Below are 15,445 nucleotides of genomic sequence, written 5' to 3'. Positions count from 1 at the left end.
TCAATTCCTCACGAAGTGATTGCTATCGGTTGGGCAGTGACAGCCAACAGACGCTTGATTTCCGGTACGCAGGAGCCGCATTGAGTGCCGCAGCCCAGTTCTTGTTTCAACCCCTTCAAATCCAGACCGCGACTGATGCCGGCGCAGACCGCGCTTTCGCTGACGTTTTTGCAGTTGCATAAGGTTTTGCTACTGGAGGTATGGCTTGCGGCGTTGCCTGGTGGGGCGCTCAATGGCGCCAGCAGCCAGCGACGCAATTGCTCGTCGGCGCGACCTTCGAGCCACAGGTTTTGTAACCAATGCCGGGCCAGGGTTTCACCGGCCAGGCGTATGGCCGTGATTCGCCCGTTCTCGATCCGGACCCGTTTACCGATGGAGCGCCGAGGGTCGTCATAGGCCAATACCGGCCCATCGTTGAGCCTCAACAGTTGATCAATGTCCCTGAGCAACTGCGGATCCGGCGCCTGAGCGCTGGCGGCGCGAATCAACAGCGCCGGACGCTCGCGGCCGGCCAGACTGAGGCTGACGTAGGCAAAGCCCTCGCAGAGCGGTCTCAGGGCCTCGAAATGCTGCTGCACATCGCCTTCGATCAAGGCAAACAACTGCCAGGGCAACTGCACCGGCTCGATGCGTACGCCGCTGTGTTTGAGCTCCGGTTGTTTGGACAAGGGGTCGAACGCCGGTTGCGTGACGGCATTGATGCCACCCTTGAGGAAACGATCGCCCCAGTGCATCGGCAAGAAGGCCTGGCCCGGGCGCACGCTGTCATCGCTACCCACTGCAACGATCACGTGACCGCGACGGCTTTTGAGGCTGACCAGATCACCGGATTGCAGCCGATGCCGATGCAGTTCATCGGGGTGCAGGCTCAAAACGGCTTCGCTGACATGCCCGAACAGTTGTGCGGCAGTGCCGGTGCGGCTCATACCGTGCCATTGATCGCGCAGACGCCCGGTGATCAGGGTCAACGGGAAGCGAGCGTCACGTTGCTCTTTGGCGGCGCGGTAGGGATCAGCAACGAAGTTCGCCCGGCCGCTGGGTGTCGGGAATATGCCGTCGCCGTACAAGCGCGCCGTGCCGATTTGTGCCCCATGGGGGAAGGGCCACTGTTGTGGACCGATTTCGTCGAGCAGGGCATGGCTGATGCCGGACAGGTCGAGGTCGCGGTCGCGGGTCAGCTCTTTGTATTCATCGAATACCTGCGCCGGATTGTTGAAGGCGAACAGGCTTGGCTGTGCCGGGCGCAGGCGCTGCTCCAGGCGCTGAGCGAAGTCTACTGTGATCGCCCAGTCAGCCCGTGCTTCTCCCGGGGCGGCAATGGCGCGGCGAACGTGGGAAATACGCCGCTCCGAATTGGTCACCGTGCCTTCCTTCTCTCCCCAACTGGCGGCGGGCAACAACAGGTCGGCAAACGGCGCGGTTTCGGTGGTGCGAAAGGCTTCCTGCAGTACCACGAACGGACACGCGTTCAAGGCTTCGCGCACCGCATTCTGATCCGGAAGCGATTGCGCCGGGTTGGTGCAAGCGATCCACAGGGCTTTGATCTTGCCGCTCTGGAGGTGCTCGAACAGCTCGATGGCTGTCAGCCCGGCACTTTCGGGCAAGCGTTCGACACCCCAATAGGCGGCGACTTCTGCTCGGTGTTCCGGGTTGATGGCCTCGCGGTGGCCCGGCAACAGGTTCGACAGGCTGCCGGTCTCGCGACCGCCCATGGCGTTGGGCTGACCCGTCAGGGAGAACGGTCCGGCACCCGGCCGACCGATTTGCCCGGTGGCCAGGTGCAGGTTGATCAGCGCGCTGTTTTTTGCGCTGCCGGCCGTGGACTGGTTGAGCCCCATGCACCACAGTGACAGGAAGCTCGGTGAGGTGCCGATCCACTCCGCGCATTGCTGCAGTTGCTCGACACTGATCCCGCACAGTTGGGCAACCATTTGCGGGGTGTAATCGCGCACCAGGTTTTTCAGTTCAGCCAGGCCTTCTGTGTGGGCTTTGATGAAGTCACGGTCGACCCAGTCTTCCCACAGCAGCAGATGCAGAATCCCATGAAACAGCGCGACATCAGTGCCTGGCAGAATCGCCATATGCATATCCGCGAGATCGCAGGTATCGGTGCGCCGAGGGTCGATGACGATGACTTTCATCTGAGGTCGGCGGCTTTTGGCTTCTTCCAGTCGACGAAACAGTACCGGGTGGGCGTAGGCCATGTTACTGCCGACGATCATCACGCAGTCGCTCAGCTCAAGGTCTTCATAGCTGCACGGTGGGGCGTCGGCACCGAGGCTGCGTTTGTAGCCGACCACCGCCGAGGACATGCACAGCCGTGAATTGCTGTCGATATTGTTGGTGCCGACCAGTGCTCGTGCCAGCTTGTTGAAGGCGTAGTAGTCCTCGGTCAGCAGTTGCCCGGAGATGTAAAACGCAACGCTGTCCGGGCCGTGTTCGGTGATGGTGTCGGCAAACACATTGGCCGCGTGATCCAGTGCGGTATCCCAATCGGTGCGGCTGCGGGCCAGGCTTTTGCCCAGCCGCAGTTCCGGGTACAGCGCCCGTGCCGCGAGGTCGCCAGTCAGGTGCAGACTGGCTCCTTTGCTGCACAGTTTGCCGAAGTTGGCCGGGTGTGTCGGGTCGCCGCTGACGCCGAGAATGTGCTCGCCGTCATGCTCGATCAGCACACCGCAACCGACCCCGCAATAACAGCAGGTCGAGGCGGTCGTCTGGCGGTTCATCAGCTCGCATCCCGTAGTGCCAGCATGACCCGGCCATTCTCCACGCGCGCCAGATGGTGGTGCACGCAGCCAATGTCCGGGGCCTGGGCTTCGCCGGTTTCGAGGTCGATCTGCCAGTTGTGCAGCGGGCAGGCGACCCGTTTGCCATAGATCAACCCTTGAGAGAGAGGACCACCCTTGTGCGGACAGCGGTCGTCGAGGGCGAAGACTTCATCGTCACTGGTACGAAAGATCGCGATATCGCCTTTTGGGCCGTTGATGATGCGTGAACCCAGGGCGTTGATTTCTTCCAGTGCGCAGATATCCAGCCAGTTCATGCCGGCACCTCCAGTTGTTTCACGGCGATGGTGTCGAACTCCTTCTTCAGCAGCGGTTGCTCCAGACGCTCCTTCCAGGGGTCCTGCTCGAACGACAGGGAGAATTGCAGGCGATCATTGAGTGCCTTGCGCCGTTGCGGGTCTTCCAGCACTGCCTTCTTGATGTGCTCCATGCCGACCCGTTGCAGGTAGTGCACGGTGCGCTCCAGGTAGAAGGCTTCTTCGCGGTAAAGCTGCAGGAAAGCGCCGTTGTACTCGCGCACTTCTTCGGCGGTTTTCAGTTTGACGAAGAACTCCGCGACCTCGGTTTTAATCCCGCCGTTACCGCCGATGTACATCTCCCAGCCCGAATCCACGCCGATGATGCCGACGTCTTTGATCCCGGCTTCCGAGCAATTGCGCGGGCAACCGGAGACCGCCAGTTTGACCTTGTGCGGTGACCACATGTTGAACAGGTCATGCTCCAGCTCGATGCCCAGTTGGGTGGAGTTTTGCGTGCCGAAGCGGCAGAACTCGCTGCCGACACAGGTCTTCACGGTGCGGATGGATTTGCCGTAGGCGTGGCCGGATGGCATATCGAGGTCTTTCCAGACGCCCGGCAAGTCTTGCTTCTTGATCCCCAGCAAGTCGATGCGCTGTCCGCCAGTGACCTTGACCATTGGTACGTTGTACTTGTCCGCCACATCCGCGATGCGCCGTAACTCGGCAGGGTTGGTCACGCCGCCCCACATCCGTGGCACCACTGAATAGGTGCCGTCTTTCTGGATGTTGGCGTGGGCCCGCTCGTTGATCAGGCGCGACTGCGGATCGTCCGTGGCTTCCCCTGGCCAGGTGGAAATCAGGTAGTAGTTCAGCGCCGGACGGCAGGTGGCGCAGCCGTTCGGGGTGCGCCAGTTCAGGTAGCTCATGGTGCCAGCGATAGTCAGCAAGTGCTGTTCGCGGATGGCCTGACGGATCTGCCCGTGGTTGAGATCGCTACAGCCGCAGATGGCTTTTTCGCTTTTCGGTTTGACGTCGGCCGCGCCACCGACGGTATTGATCAGGATCTGCTCTACCAACCCGGCGCAGGAACCGCAGGAGCTGGCAGCCTTGGTGTGCTTCTTGACCTCATCGACGCTGAACAGACCGTGTTCCTGAATCGCTTTGACGATGGTGCCTTTGCACACGCCGTTGCAACCGCAGACTTCCGCGGTGTCAGCCATGCTCATGGCTTTGTCCTGACCCTGGTGGCCGACGTCGCCGAGTGCGTTTTCGCCGAACATCAGGTGGTCGCGGATTTCGCTGATGCCATGGTTCTCGCGGATCTGCCGGAAATACCAGCCGCCGTCGGCAGTGTCGCCATACAGGCAGGCACCGACCAGCACGTCATCCTTGATCACCAGTTTCTTGTAGACACCGCCGATGGGGTCGGAAAGGGTGATGGTTTCGGTGCCTTCGCCGCCCATGAAATCACCGGCGGAGAACAGGTCGATGCCGGTGACTTTCAACTTGGTCGAGGTGACCGAACCTTGATAGCGGGCGAAACCCAGTTGCGCGAGGTGGTTGGCGCAGACTTTCGCCTGCTCGAACAACGGCGCGACCAGGCCGTAGGCAATGCCCCGGTGGCTGGCGCATTCGCCGATGGCATAGATACGCGGGTCGTAGGTTTGTAGCGTGTCGTTGACCAGGATCCCGCGATTGCAGGGAATGCCGGATTTTTCCGCGAGTTCGGTGTTCGGCCGAATACCGGCGGCCATTACCACCAGGTCGGCAGGAATCACGTCACCGTTCTTGAACTGCACCGAGCCGACCCGACCGTTGCCGGCGTCGTGCAAGGCCTGGGTCTGTTCGCACAGACGAAAGTTCAGACCACGGCTTTCCAGGGCGCTTTGCAGCAGCTCGCCACTGGTTTTGTCCAATTGCCGCTCCAGCAGCCATTCGCCGATGTGCACCACGGTCACGTGCATGCCGCGCAGCATCAGGCCGTTGGCGGCTTCAAGGCCCAGCAGGCCGCCGCCGATGACCACCGCGTGTTTGTGGGTCTTGGCGGTGTCGATCATGGCCTGGGTGTCGGCGATGTCGCGGTAGCCGATCACGCCCTGCAAGGTATTGCCAGGAATCGGCAGAATGAACGGCGTCGAGCCAGTGGCGATCAGCAGGCGGTCGTATTCGGCTTCGGTGCCGTCCTCGGCGATCACCCGGCGTTTGACCCGGTCGATCTGCACCACTTTGCGGTTGAGCAGCAACTTGATGTTGTTTTCCAGGTACCAACTCAAATCGTTGAGCACGATCTCTTCGAACGTCTGCTCACCGGCGAGCACTGGCGACAGCAGAATGCGGTTGTAGTTGGTATGGGGTTCGGCGCCGAAGACCGTGATGTCGTACAGCTCGTTACTCAGCTTGAGCAGCTCTTCCAGGGTGCGAACCCCGGCCATGCCGTTGCCGATCATCACCAGTTTGAGTTTTTTCATAAAAATCTCCTGGGAGCTCAGGCCTGCCTCATCAGGGCGGTCGGGCTGGCTCGACAAATTTTGCGCAAACAAAAAAAGGCGTCCCGCTAGTTACCTAGCGAGGACGCCTTTGTCCTGATCCCGTTCTCTCGGGAAGCGCAACCTTCATCGTTGAAGGCTGGGCTTTATGTCTGTTGCAGGAGCTAATGCAGCGGTTGTGCCAAGTTGTACGGAGCGTGGTTTTATTGAGCTTTGAGCCATGATTTGGCGTTTGGCTTGAGTTTTATGCACCGATTCAAGGCGCTGCGCACACTAGTGGAGCGCAAATCCCTGTAGCAGCTGCCGAAGGCTGCGTTCGGCTGCGAAGCAGTCGTAAATGGGCGTACCGCATTTTTGGCCATGGGTTGGTTGTATGAATTGCGACTGCTGCGCCCGAGCACGGACCGAGTCGAACGCAGGCTTCGCCAGCTGCTACGCAAACAGATCGTCAGCCATGAAACACCCAATACAGCAGCACCAGATTGATCAGCAACGACACCAGCGCCAAGGTCCGCCAAACCTTCAGCGGCTCTCGCTCCAGCAGCGGCCTGGGTCGAACGTTCAAGCTGCGGCGTTCGCCCTGTTCCAATAGCAGCAACCATTCCTCCGCTGTTTCAAAGCGTTGAGCAGGATTGACTGAAACCGAGCGCTCCAGGCTTTGCTCCAGCCAGTCCGGCAGGTCCGGCCGATAGCGGTTGGCGCTGACTGGCATCCCGAAGCGCGGTCGTTGAAAGGCTTCTATTTCCCCATAGGGATATTGGCCCGTCAGCAGGAAATACAGAGTCACGCCCACCGCATACAGATCCTGTTGCGCCGTGGGTGCGTCGCCATTGAAGGCTTCCGGGGCGATGTAACTTGGCGTTCCCGGAAGCAGGTGTGCCAGGTCCTCCGAGAGGCCAGGGCAATAGGCCAAACCAAAATCCAGCAGGCGCAATTCGCCGTCTTCACCCAGCAGCAGGTTTTCCGGTTTGATATCCCGGTGCAGGATCTGCCGCCGATGCAGCATGCCCACCGCCCGCAGCAGGCGCTCGGCCAGTTCCTGCCATTGAGCCAATGGCAGCGGGCCGTTTTGTGCGAACAGTTCGGCCAGGGTCGCGCCTGGGTACTCGCGCATCACGTAATACAAATGCTGACGCTGACTGGCGGCATGCACTTCGGGGAAGTGTCGACCGGCGACCCGCCGCAGAAACCACTCTTCAGACAGCAGGCCTTGCCCGGCCTGGTTATCGTCATGCAAGTGGGCTGGCAAGGTTTTCAGCAGCCAGGGTTGCTGCTGGGCGTCGCGAACGCGATAGAGCAGGGACTGCTGGCTCTGCCCGAGCAGTGTCTCGACTTGCCAGCCTTCGAACGACTGACCTGGTTTCAAGGGGGGCGGTAACGGCCATTGCTGTAAATGGATCAGCGCATCACCGATGGTCGCCTCACCAAGGGCGTCGACCCGCACCAGTAACGCGCTGGCATTATCCTGACTGCCTGCCAGATGCGCGGCGTTGACCAGCGTCTGCGCGGCGCTGTCGAGGTCGGGCTGGTCACGCAGGATCGAGGTGATCGCCGTGTCACCAAGAACCGCCCAGATGCCGTCGCTGAGCAGCACGAAGCTCTCGCCCTGACGCAGTTCACCGTCGAGAAAGTCCAGCACCAGATGTTGATCCAGACCCAATGCACGCTTGAGTACATGCTGCATGCCCGGTTGTTCCCAGACATGATCATCCGTGATGCGCTGCAACCCCTCGGCGTACCAGCGATAGACCCGGCAATCGCCGACATGGGCCAGGGTAAAGCGCCGGCCACGCAGCACCAGTGCGCTGACGGTGGTGAGCAATGGCTGCCCGCCACCGTTGGCTTGCAGCCAGCGATTCTGCGCCAGCAGCAACCGATCGAGGGCTTGCGCCACGCCCCAGGTTTCCGGTGTGGCGTAGTAGTCCAGCGCCAATGCCTGCAAGGTCGAACGAGCGGCGAGGCCACCGTCGGCGCACTGGCTGACGCCGTCTGCGATGGCGAACAGATTGCCCTTGCTGGCCGCCAGCGCCGGGGTCGGTGTGACCAGACGCAAGGCGTCCTGATTTTCATCGCGTGGGCCGATGGCGCTGGCTTGGGCGAAGCTCAGTTGCAGGCTCATTGATGTGTCAGACCCTTGCCGCGGTCACGGCTGCCGAACCCCAAGTGGTTCTCCAACGGCGTTTGACCCCGTGCAGACCGAACCAGGCCAACACACCGAGGCTGGCGAATAACCATAGCGCAAGCTGATAGCTGCCGGTGCTCTGCTTGATCGCCCCCATGCCTGCGGCGAGGGCAAAGCCGCCAATGCCGCCAGCCATGCCGATCAGGCCGGTCATCACGCCGATCTCCCGGCGAAAACGCTGCGGTACCAATTGGAAGACCGCGCCATTACCGGCACCAAGACCAAGCATGGTGCAGACGAACAGGGCGAGGGCGGCGTAGGAGCTCGGCAGATTGAAACCCACCACAGTCATGCAGATTGCCGCCACGGTGTACATGCCGAGCAAGGTGCGAATGCCACCGAAGCGATCCGCCAGGGCGCCACCCAACGGGCGCATCAGGCTGCCACCGAATACGCAGGCGGCGGTGTAGTAGCCAGCGGTGACCGGACTCAGGCCGTACTGGTCGTTGAAGTAGCCGGGCAGCGCGCTGGCCAGACCGATAAAGCCACCGAAGGTCACGCAGTAGAAAAACATGAACCACCAGCTATCGCGGTCGCCCAGAGCCTTGAAGTAGTCAGCCATGGATTTTGTTTTTGGCCGCTCCGGGGCATTTTTCGCCAGCCAGGCAAAGACGATCAGGGTCAGGGCCAGGGGAATCAGCGCAAAACCGAACACATTGCTCCAGCCAAACGCCGCCGCCAGCATCGGGGCGATCAACGCCGCGAACACCGTACCGGAGTTGCCCGCACCGGCAATGCCCATGGCCTTGCCTTGATGCTGCGGTGGATACCACTGGGAGGCCAGAGGCAGAGCGACGGCGAACGAGGCGCCGGCCATACCGAGAAACAGGCCAAGCACCAGTGCCTGTTCGTAGCTGTGAATGCCCAGCTTCCAGGCGCCGAACAGCGCGCAGATCACGATGACCTGGCCGATCAGCCCGGCGGTTTTCGGTGACAGGCGATCCGCCAGCAAGCCCATCACAAAGCGCAGAAACGCACCGGCCAGAATCGGCGTGGCGACCACCAGCCCGCGTTGCTGGGTAGTCAGTTGCAGGTCGGCAGCGATTTGCACCGCCAAAGGGCCGAGCAGGTACCAGACCATGAAGCTCAGGTCAAAATAGAGGAAGGCCGAGAACAATGTCGGGGTATGGCCGGATTTCCAGAAGCTTGAATTCATCGCGCACCTCAGCTGTGAAGAGTCTCGAAAGGAGTCATGAGCTTTCAGGTGGGGGCCCATAACGGCCGCACCACCGGCCCCGGGCTGTGGGGCCAAAAACGAAAAAACGCCGCAACCCGATTCGCTGCGTGGGCGAGTAGGGTGTGCGACGTCTTTGTCGTAGGTGGGGCAACCGCCGTTGGTTACCTGTATGGATTACCTAGCAAGAGCCGCGCCAGGATCAAGATGATCGTTCCCACGCTCTGCGTGGGGGCGATCCTGTTAGCCCAGCAACTCGCTCATGGCGATGATCTGCTCAGCCACCTGAATCAGCTTCTGTTGGCGGCTCATGGCCTGGCGGCGCATCAGGGTGTAGGCCTCTTCTTCCTTGCAGTCCTTCATCTTCATCAGTAAGCCCTTGGCCAGTTCGATGCGCTTGCGCTCGGCCAGTTGCTGGTCGCGGGCCAGTAGCTGCGCGCGCAAGGCCTGGTCGCTTTCAAAGCGGGCCATGGCCACGTCGAGGATCGGTTGCAGGCGCGAGGCGAGGATACCTTCGACGATGTAGGCACTGACCCCGGACTTGATGGCCTGACGCATCACGTCCGGGTCATGTTCATCGGTAAACATCACGATTGGCCGTGGCTGGTCGCGGCTGACCAGTACCACTTGTTCCATCACATCGCGGCTCGGTGACTCGGTATCGATCAAAATCACATCCGGGCGCACCGTTTCGACGCGCGCCGGCAGGTCGATGGTCAGGCCGGATTCATCGATAACTTCAAACCCGGCCTCGGTCAGGGCGGCTTTGAGCCGTCCGACTTTTTTTGCAGTGTCGTTGATCAGCAGGATACGCAACATGTTCGCAGGCTCCTGTCAGCGGCTGGCAAGAAGGGCGGAGGGGGCGTTCATGGCGTGCAGGGTGAAGCTGCGGGCATAACCGGCCGGGTCCGAACCGTCCCAGATCTTGCCGTCGATCAATTGGCTGCTGCGCATTGCCTCGCCAGAGTGGCTCACGCCTACTGCGGTGGCCGCCTCGCGGTACAGGTCCAGTTGCTGAACCTGGCGAGCGACGCCGAGGTAATCCGGGTCGTCCCGCAACAAGCCCCAGCGGCGGAATTGGGTCATGAACCACATGCCATCTGTAAAGTATGGCAGGTTGACCTCGCCCGCGCCGTGGAAGCGCAGTGCATGGGGGTCTTGCCAGCGATTGCCGAGGCCATCGGCATAGTCGCCGAGCAAGCGTGGCTGGATGCAGTCTACGGGCGTGTCCAGATATTCTCGACCGCTCAACAGTTGCGCGGTGCTTTGACGGTTCTCGGTGCTCTGTTCGATAAAGCGACTGGCTTCGAGGATCGCCATGACCAGTGCGCGGGCGGTGTTGGGGTACTGTTCGACAAATGCGCGGGTGCAGCCCAGCACTTTCTCCGGGTGATCGGGCCAGATGGTTTGGCTGGTGGCCATGGTGAACCCCAGATCCTGCTTCACTGCACTGGCGCTCCACGGCTCGCCGACACAAAAGCCGTCGATGCGCCCGGCCTGCAAATGCGCGACCATTTGCGGCGGCGGCACCACCACGCTGTCGACATCCTGCAGCGGATGGATGCCTTGGCTGGCGAGCCAGTAATAGAGCCACATGGCGTGGGTGCCGGTGGGGAACGTCTGGGCGAAGGTCAGCTTTGCGCGACTTTGGTGCACGTGCAGATGAAGCGCTTCAGGACTGGTCACGCCAAGGGCTTGCAGGCCGTGGGACAGATTGATGCTTTGACCGTTCTGGTTCAGACCCATGAGCACCGCCATGTCGCTGGCCGCGATGCCGCCGATGCCCAGGTGCACGGCGTAGATCAAGCCATACAGGCTGTGAGCGGCATCCAGCTCGCCGCTGACCAGTTTGTCCCGCAGGTTGGCCCAGGATGACTGGCGCTTGAGGTTCAAGGTCAGCCCATAGGGCTGGGCGAAGCCCTGGGTGGCGGCGACCACCACCGAGGCGCAATCGCTCAGGGCCATGAAGCCCAGATTGATCGCACTCTTTTCCGGGGCATCGCTGCCATTGACCCAGGCCAGTGGATTGGCTGGAAACTCATTCATCAGGTGTGCACCTTCCATAAAAAAGCGTCGTACCCAGGTCCCTTGCCAAAGCAAAGCCGGGTGACGACGCCGTTGTCCTTCGACTCATCCCGCTGTTGGCATGAGAGCTGATGCAATCGATGGTGCAAGGCATATGCCACTCTCCATTGATTTCATCGCGTGCCTCGCTTGCGGCACCGTTGCCCGGCTATAATCGCCGCCTCATTTCGCCGCCAACCGAGTCAAGCCCGCCCATGTATACCCTGGCCCGCCAGCTATTGTTCAAACTCTCCCCGGAAACCTCCCACGATCTGTCCCTGGACCTGATCGGTGCGGGCGGGCGTTTGGGTCTCAATGGCTTGCTGTGCAAGGCGCCTTTGCAACTGCCGGTGAATGTCATGGGGCTGGATTTCCCCAATCCGGTCGGTCTGGCAGCGGGCCTGGACAAGAATGGCGCGGCCATTGATGGTTTTGCCCAGCTGGGCTTCGGCTTTGTCGAGATCGGCACCATCACCCCACGTCCACAACCGGGTAATCCGAAACCACGGATTTTCCGTTTGCCGCAAGCTGAGGCGATCATCAACCGTATGGGGTTCAACAACCTCGGCGTCGATTACTTGCTGGCACGGGTGGCAGCGGCCAGGTACAAAGGCATTCTGGGTATCAATATCGGCAAGAATTTCGACACGCCGGTCGAGCGTGCGGTCGATGATTACCTGATCTGTCTGGACAAGGTGTACGCCCATGCCAGCTATGTAACGGTCAACGTCAGCTCACCGAACACTCCAGGCCTGCGCAGCCTGCAATTCGGCGATTCGCTCAAGCAGTTGCTCGAAGCGCTGCGTCAACGCCAGGAAGACCTGACGCAGCGTCACGGCAAGCGTGTACCACTGGCGATCAAGATAGCCCCGGACATGACCGATGAAGAAACCGTACAGGTCGCGCAAGCATTGATCGAGACGGGGATGGATGCGGTGATCGCTACCAACACCACCCTCAGCCGCGTCGGCGTCGAAGGCATGGAGCATGGCAACGAGGCAGGCGGTCTGTCGGGCGCGCCGGTTCGCGACAAGAGCACCCACACCGTCAAGGTGCTGGCCGGCGAATTGGCCGGTCGCTTGCCGATCATCGCTGTGGGCGGTATCACCGAAGGCCAGCACGCGGCTGAGAAAATCGCCGCTGGCGCGAGCCTGGTGCAGTTGTATTCGGGCTTTATCTACAAGGGCCCGGCGTTGATTCGCCAGTCGGTGGATGCGATCGCGGCATTGCGGTAAGGGCGGTCCATTGTGGCGAGGGGCAAGTCCCCCGGCCACAAAGGTGATTTTTTCAGGCATAAAAAAGGGCTCCGTGAAGGAGCCCCTGGGCCGAAGCCCGCCGTCCGGATGGGACGTGCGTGGTTAAGTCGTTGCGTAATCAGGTGTTGGTGTCGGAATGTGTGCCCTGTTCAGCCGACGGCGTGAAGTTCGTTGAGTCTGTGGATCCCCGCAGTGCCAGTCATACCGTCCCAGTTGTCGCCGCGTCCTTCTCGCCAGCCATTGATCCACGCTTGGCGTACTGACGGTAGAGTAAATGGGCAAAGCTCACGGGATTTGCCACCAACGCCATATTGATATCCGCGTAAAAATGCTCTTTCCAACGGATCACGCTTAAGTCTTCTCATAGGGTGTTTCCCTCAATGTTGACTGTGTAATGTCCTGTCGGCCTCAATCGAGGCCGGGCAGAAAGTCTCTGCCGTTGGTGGCTCGCTGCCGGCGTCGCGAGCCAAGGTGTTGACGTCATTGCGGCGTCAACCTGTATTGAGTTCTAACCAATGCGTCACATCGAGGGAATGATCGTTTTGTCATAAGGACGTAACGATAATGATGTTAAGGCGATAAGCTGGACGGGTTTCGCGACCTGTTTTTTGAGCAAAGCCCGCTATGATCAGCCTCCTGCCAGATTCGGAGGTTAATTCACTCGCGAAAATGTCGGCCTGTTGCAGTCGGGTATTTTTCGACGAAGGGTCGAGAAATGACATTTTGTTGCAACGAATTTTTTATCTGCCCTTGCATCTAAGCTCATTTAACCTCTTGGTTGGCTGAGCAGCCGGGGTGGGACGGCACACCTTCGTGCCACGCGAGCGCTCTTCGAGAAAAGCGCTTGATTGAAAACCGGGCGGGCAATGCGTTGCCCGTTCACTCATTGCTTAAAGGCCCTGGAACTCCCCATGTCGGATCGTTACGAACTCTTCCTCACGTGCCCTAAAGGTCTCGAAGGCCTGCTTATCGAGGAAGCCGTCGGGCTTGGCCTTGAGGAAGCGCGCGAGCACACCTCCGCCGTGCGCGGCATGGCCAGCATGGAGACGGCTTATCGCCTGTGTCTGTGGTCGCGTCTGGCCAACCGGGTGTTGCTGGTCCTCAAGCGCTTCCCGATGAAGGACGCTGAAGACCTCTACCACGGTGTGCTGGATGTCGAGTGGCAGGACCATATGCTCAACGATGGCACCCTGGCCGTGGAGTTCAGCGGTCACGGTTCGGGCATCGACAACACTCACTTCGGCGCCTTGAAGGTCAAGGATGCGATTGTCGACAAGCTGCGCACTGCGTCGGGCGAGCGTCCATCCATCGACAAGATCAACCCGGACCTGCGCATTCACCTGCGTCTGGACCGTGGCGAAGCGATTCTGTCTCTCGATCTGTCTGGCCACAGCCTCCACCAGCGCGGTTACCGTCTGCAGCAAGGTGCGGCACCGCTGAAGGAAAACCTCGCGGCAGCGATTCTGATTCGTGCCGGTTGGCCGCGCATTGCTGCCGACGGCGGCGCGCTGGCTGACCCGATGTGCGGTGTGGGCACCTTCCTGGTGGAAGCTGCAATGATCGCCGCGGACATGGCACCGAACCTGCGACGCGAGCAGTGGGGCTTCACCGCCTGGCTCGGCCATGTGCCGGCGCTGTGGAAAAAGCTCCATGAAGAAGCCAAGGCACGTGCCGCTGCCGGTCTGGCCAAGCCACCGCTGTGGATTCGCGGTTACGAAGCCGACCCACGACTGATTCAGCCGGGCCGCAACAACATCGAACGTGCTGGCCTGAGCGACTGGATCAAGGTGTACCAGGGTGAAGTCGCGACCTTCGAGCCGCGTCCGGACCAGAACCAGAAAGGCCTGGTGATCTGCAACCCTCCGTATGGCGAGCGTCTGGGTGATGAGGCGAGCCTGCTCTATCTCTACCAGAATCTCGGCGAACGTCTGCGTCAGGCCTGCCTGAACTGGGAAGCCGCGGTGTTTACCGGCGCGCCGGATCTGGGCAAACGCATGGGCATCCGCAGCCACAAACAGTATTCGTTCTGGAACGGCGCCTTGCCGTGCAAATTGCTGCTGATCAAGGTACTGCCGGATCAGTTCGTCACCGGTGAGCGTCGTACCCCGGAACAGCGTCAGGCCGAACGTGAACAGGCGGCCTACGATCAGTCGCCGACCGAGCCGCAAGAGCGTCAGTACAATAAGAACGGCAATCCGATCAAGCCGACGCCTGCACCGGCTCCAGTAGTTGAACAGGCACGTCTGAGCGAAGGCGGGCAGATGTTTGCCAACCGCCTGCAAAAGAATCTCAAGGCCATGGGCAAGTGGGTCAAGCGCGAAGGTATCGACTGCTACCGCGTCTACGATGCCGATATGCCGGAGTACTCGATGGCCATCGACCTGTATCACGACTGGGTCCATGTTCAGGAATACGCGGCACCGAAGTCGATCGATCCGGAAAAAGCCTCGGCGCGTATGTTCGATGCCCTGGCGGCCATTCCGCAGGCGCTGAACATCGACAAGAGCCGCGTGATCGTCAAGCGTCGCGAGCGCCAGAGCGGCACCAAGCAGTACGAGCGCCAAAGCGCCCAGGGCAAGTTCACCGAGGTCAGCGAAGGCGGCGTGAAGTTGCTGGTCAACCTGACCGACTACCTCGACACCGGGCTGTTCCTGGATCACCGGCCGATGCGCCTGCGGATTCAGAAAGAGGCCGCCGGCAAGCGCTTCCTCAACCTGTATTGCTACACCGCGACGGCCAGCGTGCACGCAGCCAAGGGCGGCGCGCGCAGCACGACCAGCGTCGACTTGTCGAAAACCTATCTGGACTGGGCGCGACGCAACCTGTCGCTCAACGGCTTCTCCGACAAGAACCGTCTGGAGCAGGGCGACGTAATGGCCTGGCTGGATACCTGCCGCGATGAGTTCGATCTGATCTTCATCGACCCGCCGACTTTCTCCAACTCCAAGCGCATGGAAGGGATCTTCGACGTGCAGCGCGATCAGGTGCAATTGATCGATCTGGCAATGGCGCGTCTTGCCCCAGGCGGTGTGTTGTATTTCTCCAACAACTTCCGCAAGTTCCAGCTTGAGGAAAACCTCACAACGCGTTACGCCGTTGAGGAAATCACCGCACAAACTATCGACCCGGATTTTGCGCGTAACGGAAAAATCCACCGTGCCTGGAAAATTACCGCCCGCTAAATAGTGATTGGATCCATAGAGCCTTGATTTTTAAAGGCTCTTGGCTCTTTTTACGCTGGTCAAATTAGTGGCAAAT

General features: G+C 60.5%; 10 protein-coding genes. 2 read left to right on the top strand and 8 right to left on the bottom strand.

Annotated elements, in window-relative coordinates; translation table 11 throughout:
• Positions 1-8 precede the first annotated feature (8 nt).
• From AC07W5_RS07820 to AC07W5_RS07790, 7 genes are all read right to left on the bottom strand, one after another.
• The gene (locus AC07W5_RS07820; RefSeq protein WP_495023136.1) at positions 9-2,726 is read right to left on the bottom strand and encodes a nitrate reductase; all 2,718 of its coding nucleotides are present in this window, start codon (positions 2,724-2,726) and stop codon (positions 9-11) included.
• Positions 2,726-3,043: a nitrite reductase small subunit NirD gene (nirD, locus tag AC07W5_RS07815; RefSeq protein ID WP_495023135.1), complete on the bottom strand. Its 318-nt coding sequence runs from the start codon at positions 3,041-3,043 to the stop codon at positions 2,726-2,728. Before nirD ends, AC07W5_RS07820 begins: the two co-directional genes overlap by 1 nt.
• Positions 3,040-5,493, bottom strand: a complete 2,454-nt coding sequence (gene nirB, locus AC07W5_RS07810; RefSeq protein WP_495023134.1) for a nitrite reductase large subunit NirB — start codon at positions 5,491-5,493, stop codon at positions 3,040-3,042. Before nirB ends, nirD begins: the two co-directional genes overlap by 4 nt.
• A 466-nt stretch (positions 5,494-5,959) precedes the next feature.
• Positions 5,960-7,630 carry a bifunctional protein-serine/threonine kinase/phosphatase gene (locus AC07W5_RS07805; protein ID WP_495023133.1) on the bottom strand — a complete coding sequence of 557 codons (1,671 nt, stop codon included), beginning with the start codon at positions 7,628-7,630 and terminating at the stop codon, positions 5,960-5,962.
• A gap of 7 nt (positions 7,631-7,637) precedes the next feature.
• Entirely contained in the window at positions 7,638-8,849 is a 1,212-nt protein-coding gene (locus tag AC07W5_RS07800; RefSeq protein WP_494992381.1) for a nitrate/nitrite transporter, read from the bottom strand.
• A 261-nt stretch (positions 8,850-9,110) separates the two neighbouring features.
• Positions 9,111-9,686 carry an ANTAR domain-containing response regulator gene (locus AC07W5_RS07795; RefSeq protein ID WP_494992380.1) on the bottom strand — a complete coding sequence of 192 codons (576 nt, stop codon included), beginning with the start codon at positions 9,684-9,686 and terminating at the stop codon, positions 9,111-9,113.
• Between the two features lie 15 nt (positions 9,687-9,701).
• Complete coding sequence (locus tag AC07W5_RS07790) at positions 9,702-10,913, bottom strand: CmpA/NrtA family ABC transporter substrate-binding protein (protein ID WP_494992379.1); 1,212 nt, start codon at positions 10,911-10,913, stop codon at positions 9,702-9,704.
• Positions 10,914-11,146: 233 nt separating this feature from the next.
• Between AC07W5_RS07790 and AC07W5_RS07785 the strand changes: the two genes are divergently transcribed.
• Entirely contained in the window at positions 11,147-12,166 is a 1,020-nt protein-coding gene (locus AC07W5_RS07785; protein ID WP_494992378.1) for a quinone-dependent dihydroorotate dehydrogenase, read from the top strand.
• A gap of 170 nt (positions 12,167-12,336) precedes the next feature.
• Here AC07W5_RS07785 and rmf read toward each other — a convergent pair whose 3' ends face one another.
• The gene (rmf, locus tag AC07W5_RS07780) at positions 12,337-12,552 is read right to left on the bottom strand and encodes a ribosome modulation factor (protein ID WP_003223300.1); all 216 of its coding nucleotides are present in this window, start codon (positions 12,550-12,552) and stop codon (positions 12,337-12,339) included.
• A gap of 546 nt (positions 12,553-13,098) precedes the next feature.
• Between rmf and rlmKL the strand changes: the two genes are divergently transcribed.
• Positions 13,099-15,369 (top strand): bifunctional 23S rRNA (guanine(2069)-N(7))-methyltransferase RlmK/23S rRNA (guanine(2445)-N(2))-methyltransferase RlmL, encoded by a 2,271-nt coding sequence (gene rlmKL, locus AC07W5_RS07775; protein WP_495010612.1) that lies wholly within the window; start codon positions 13,099-13,101, stop codon positions 15,367-15,369.
• The last annotated feature ends 76 nt before the right edge of the window (positions 15,370-15,445 follow it).

The organism is Pseudomonas sp. GW821-FHT01E05, from assembly GCF_059422425.1.
The sequence above is the reverse complement of the archived record's forward strand: the minus strand, read 5'-3'. Positions and strand labels throughout refer to the sequence as shown.

Bases quoted from the DNA above. Each gene is read 5' to 3' on its own strand.
- nirD (WP_495023135.1), bottom strand. From the start codon at position 3,043: ATGAACTGGCTGGATATCTGCGCACTGGAAGAAATCAACGCCCTGGGT.
- rlmKL (WP_495010612.1), top strand. From the start codon at position 13,099: ATGTCGGATCGTTACGAACTCTTCCTCACGTGCCCTAAAGGTCTCGAA.
- AC07W5_RS07790 (WP_494992379.1), bottom strand. From the start codon at position 10,913: ATGAATGAGTTTCCAGCCAATCCACTGGCCTGGGTCAATGGCAGCGAT.
- AC07W5_RS07805 (WP_495023133.1), bottom strand. From the start codon at position 7,630: ATGAGCCTGCAACTGAGCTTCGCCCAAGCCAGCGCCATCGGCCCACGC.
- nirB (WP_495023134.1), bottom strand. From the start codon at position 5,493: ATGAAAAAACTCAAACTGGTGATGATCGGCAACGGCATGGCCGGGGTT.
- rmf (WP_003223300.1), bottom strand. From the start codon at position 12,552: ATGAGAAGACTTAAGCGTGATCCGTTGGAAAGAGCATTTTTACGCGGA.
- AC07W5_RS07785 (WP_494992378.1), top strand. From the start codon at position 11,147: ATGTATACCCTGGCCCGCCAGCTATTGTTCAAACTCTCCCCGGAAACC.
- AC07W5_RS07795 (WP_494992380.1), bottom strand. From the start codon at position 9,686: ATGTTGCGTATCCTGCTGATCAACGACACTGCAAAAAAAGTCGGACGG.
- AC07W5_RS07820 (WP_495023136.1), bottom strand. From the start codon at position 2,726: ATGAACCGCCAGACGACCGCCTCGACCTGCTGTTATTGCGGGGTCGGT.
- AC07W5_RS07800 (WP_494992381.1), bottom strand. From the start codon at position 8,849: ATGAATTCAAGCTTCTGGAAATCCGGCCATACCCCGACATTGTTCTCG.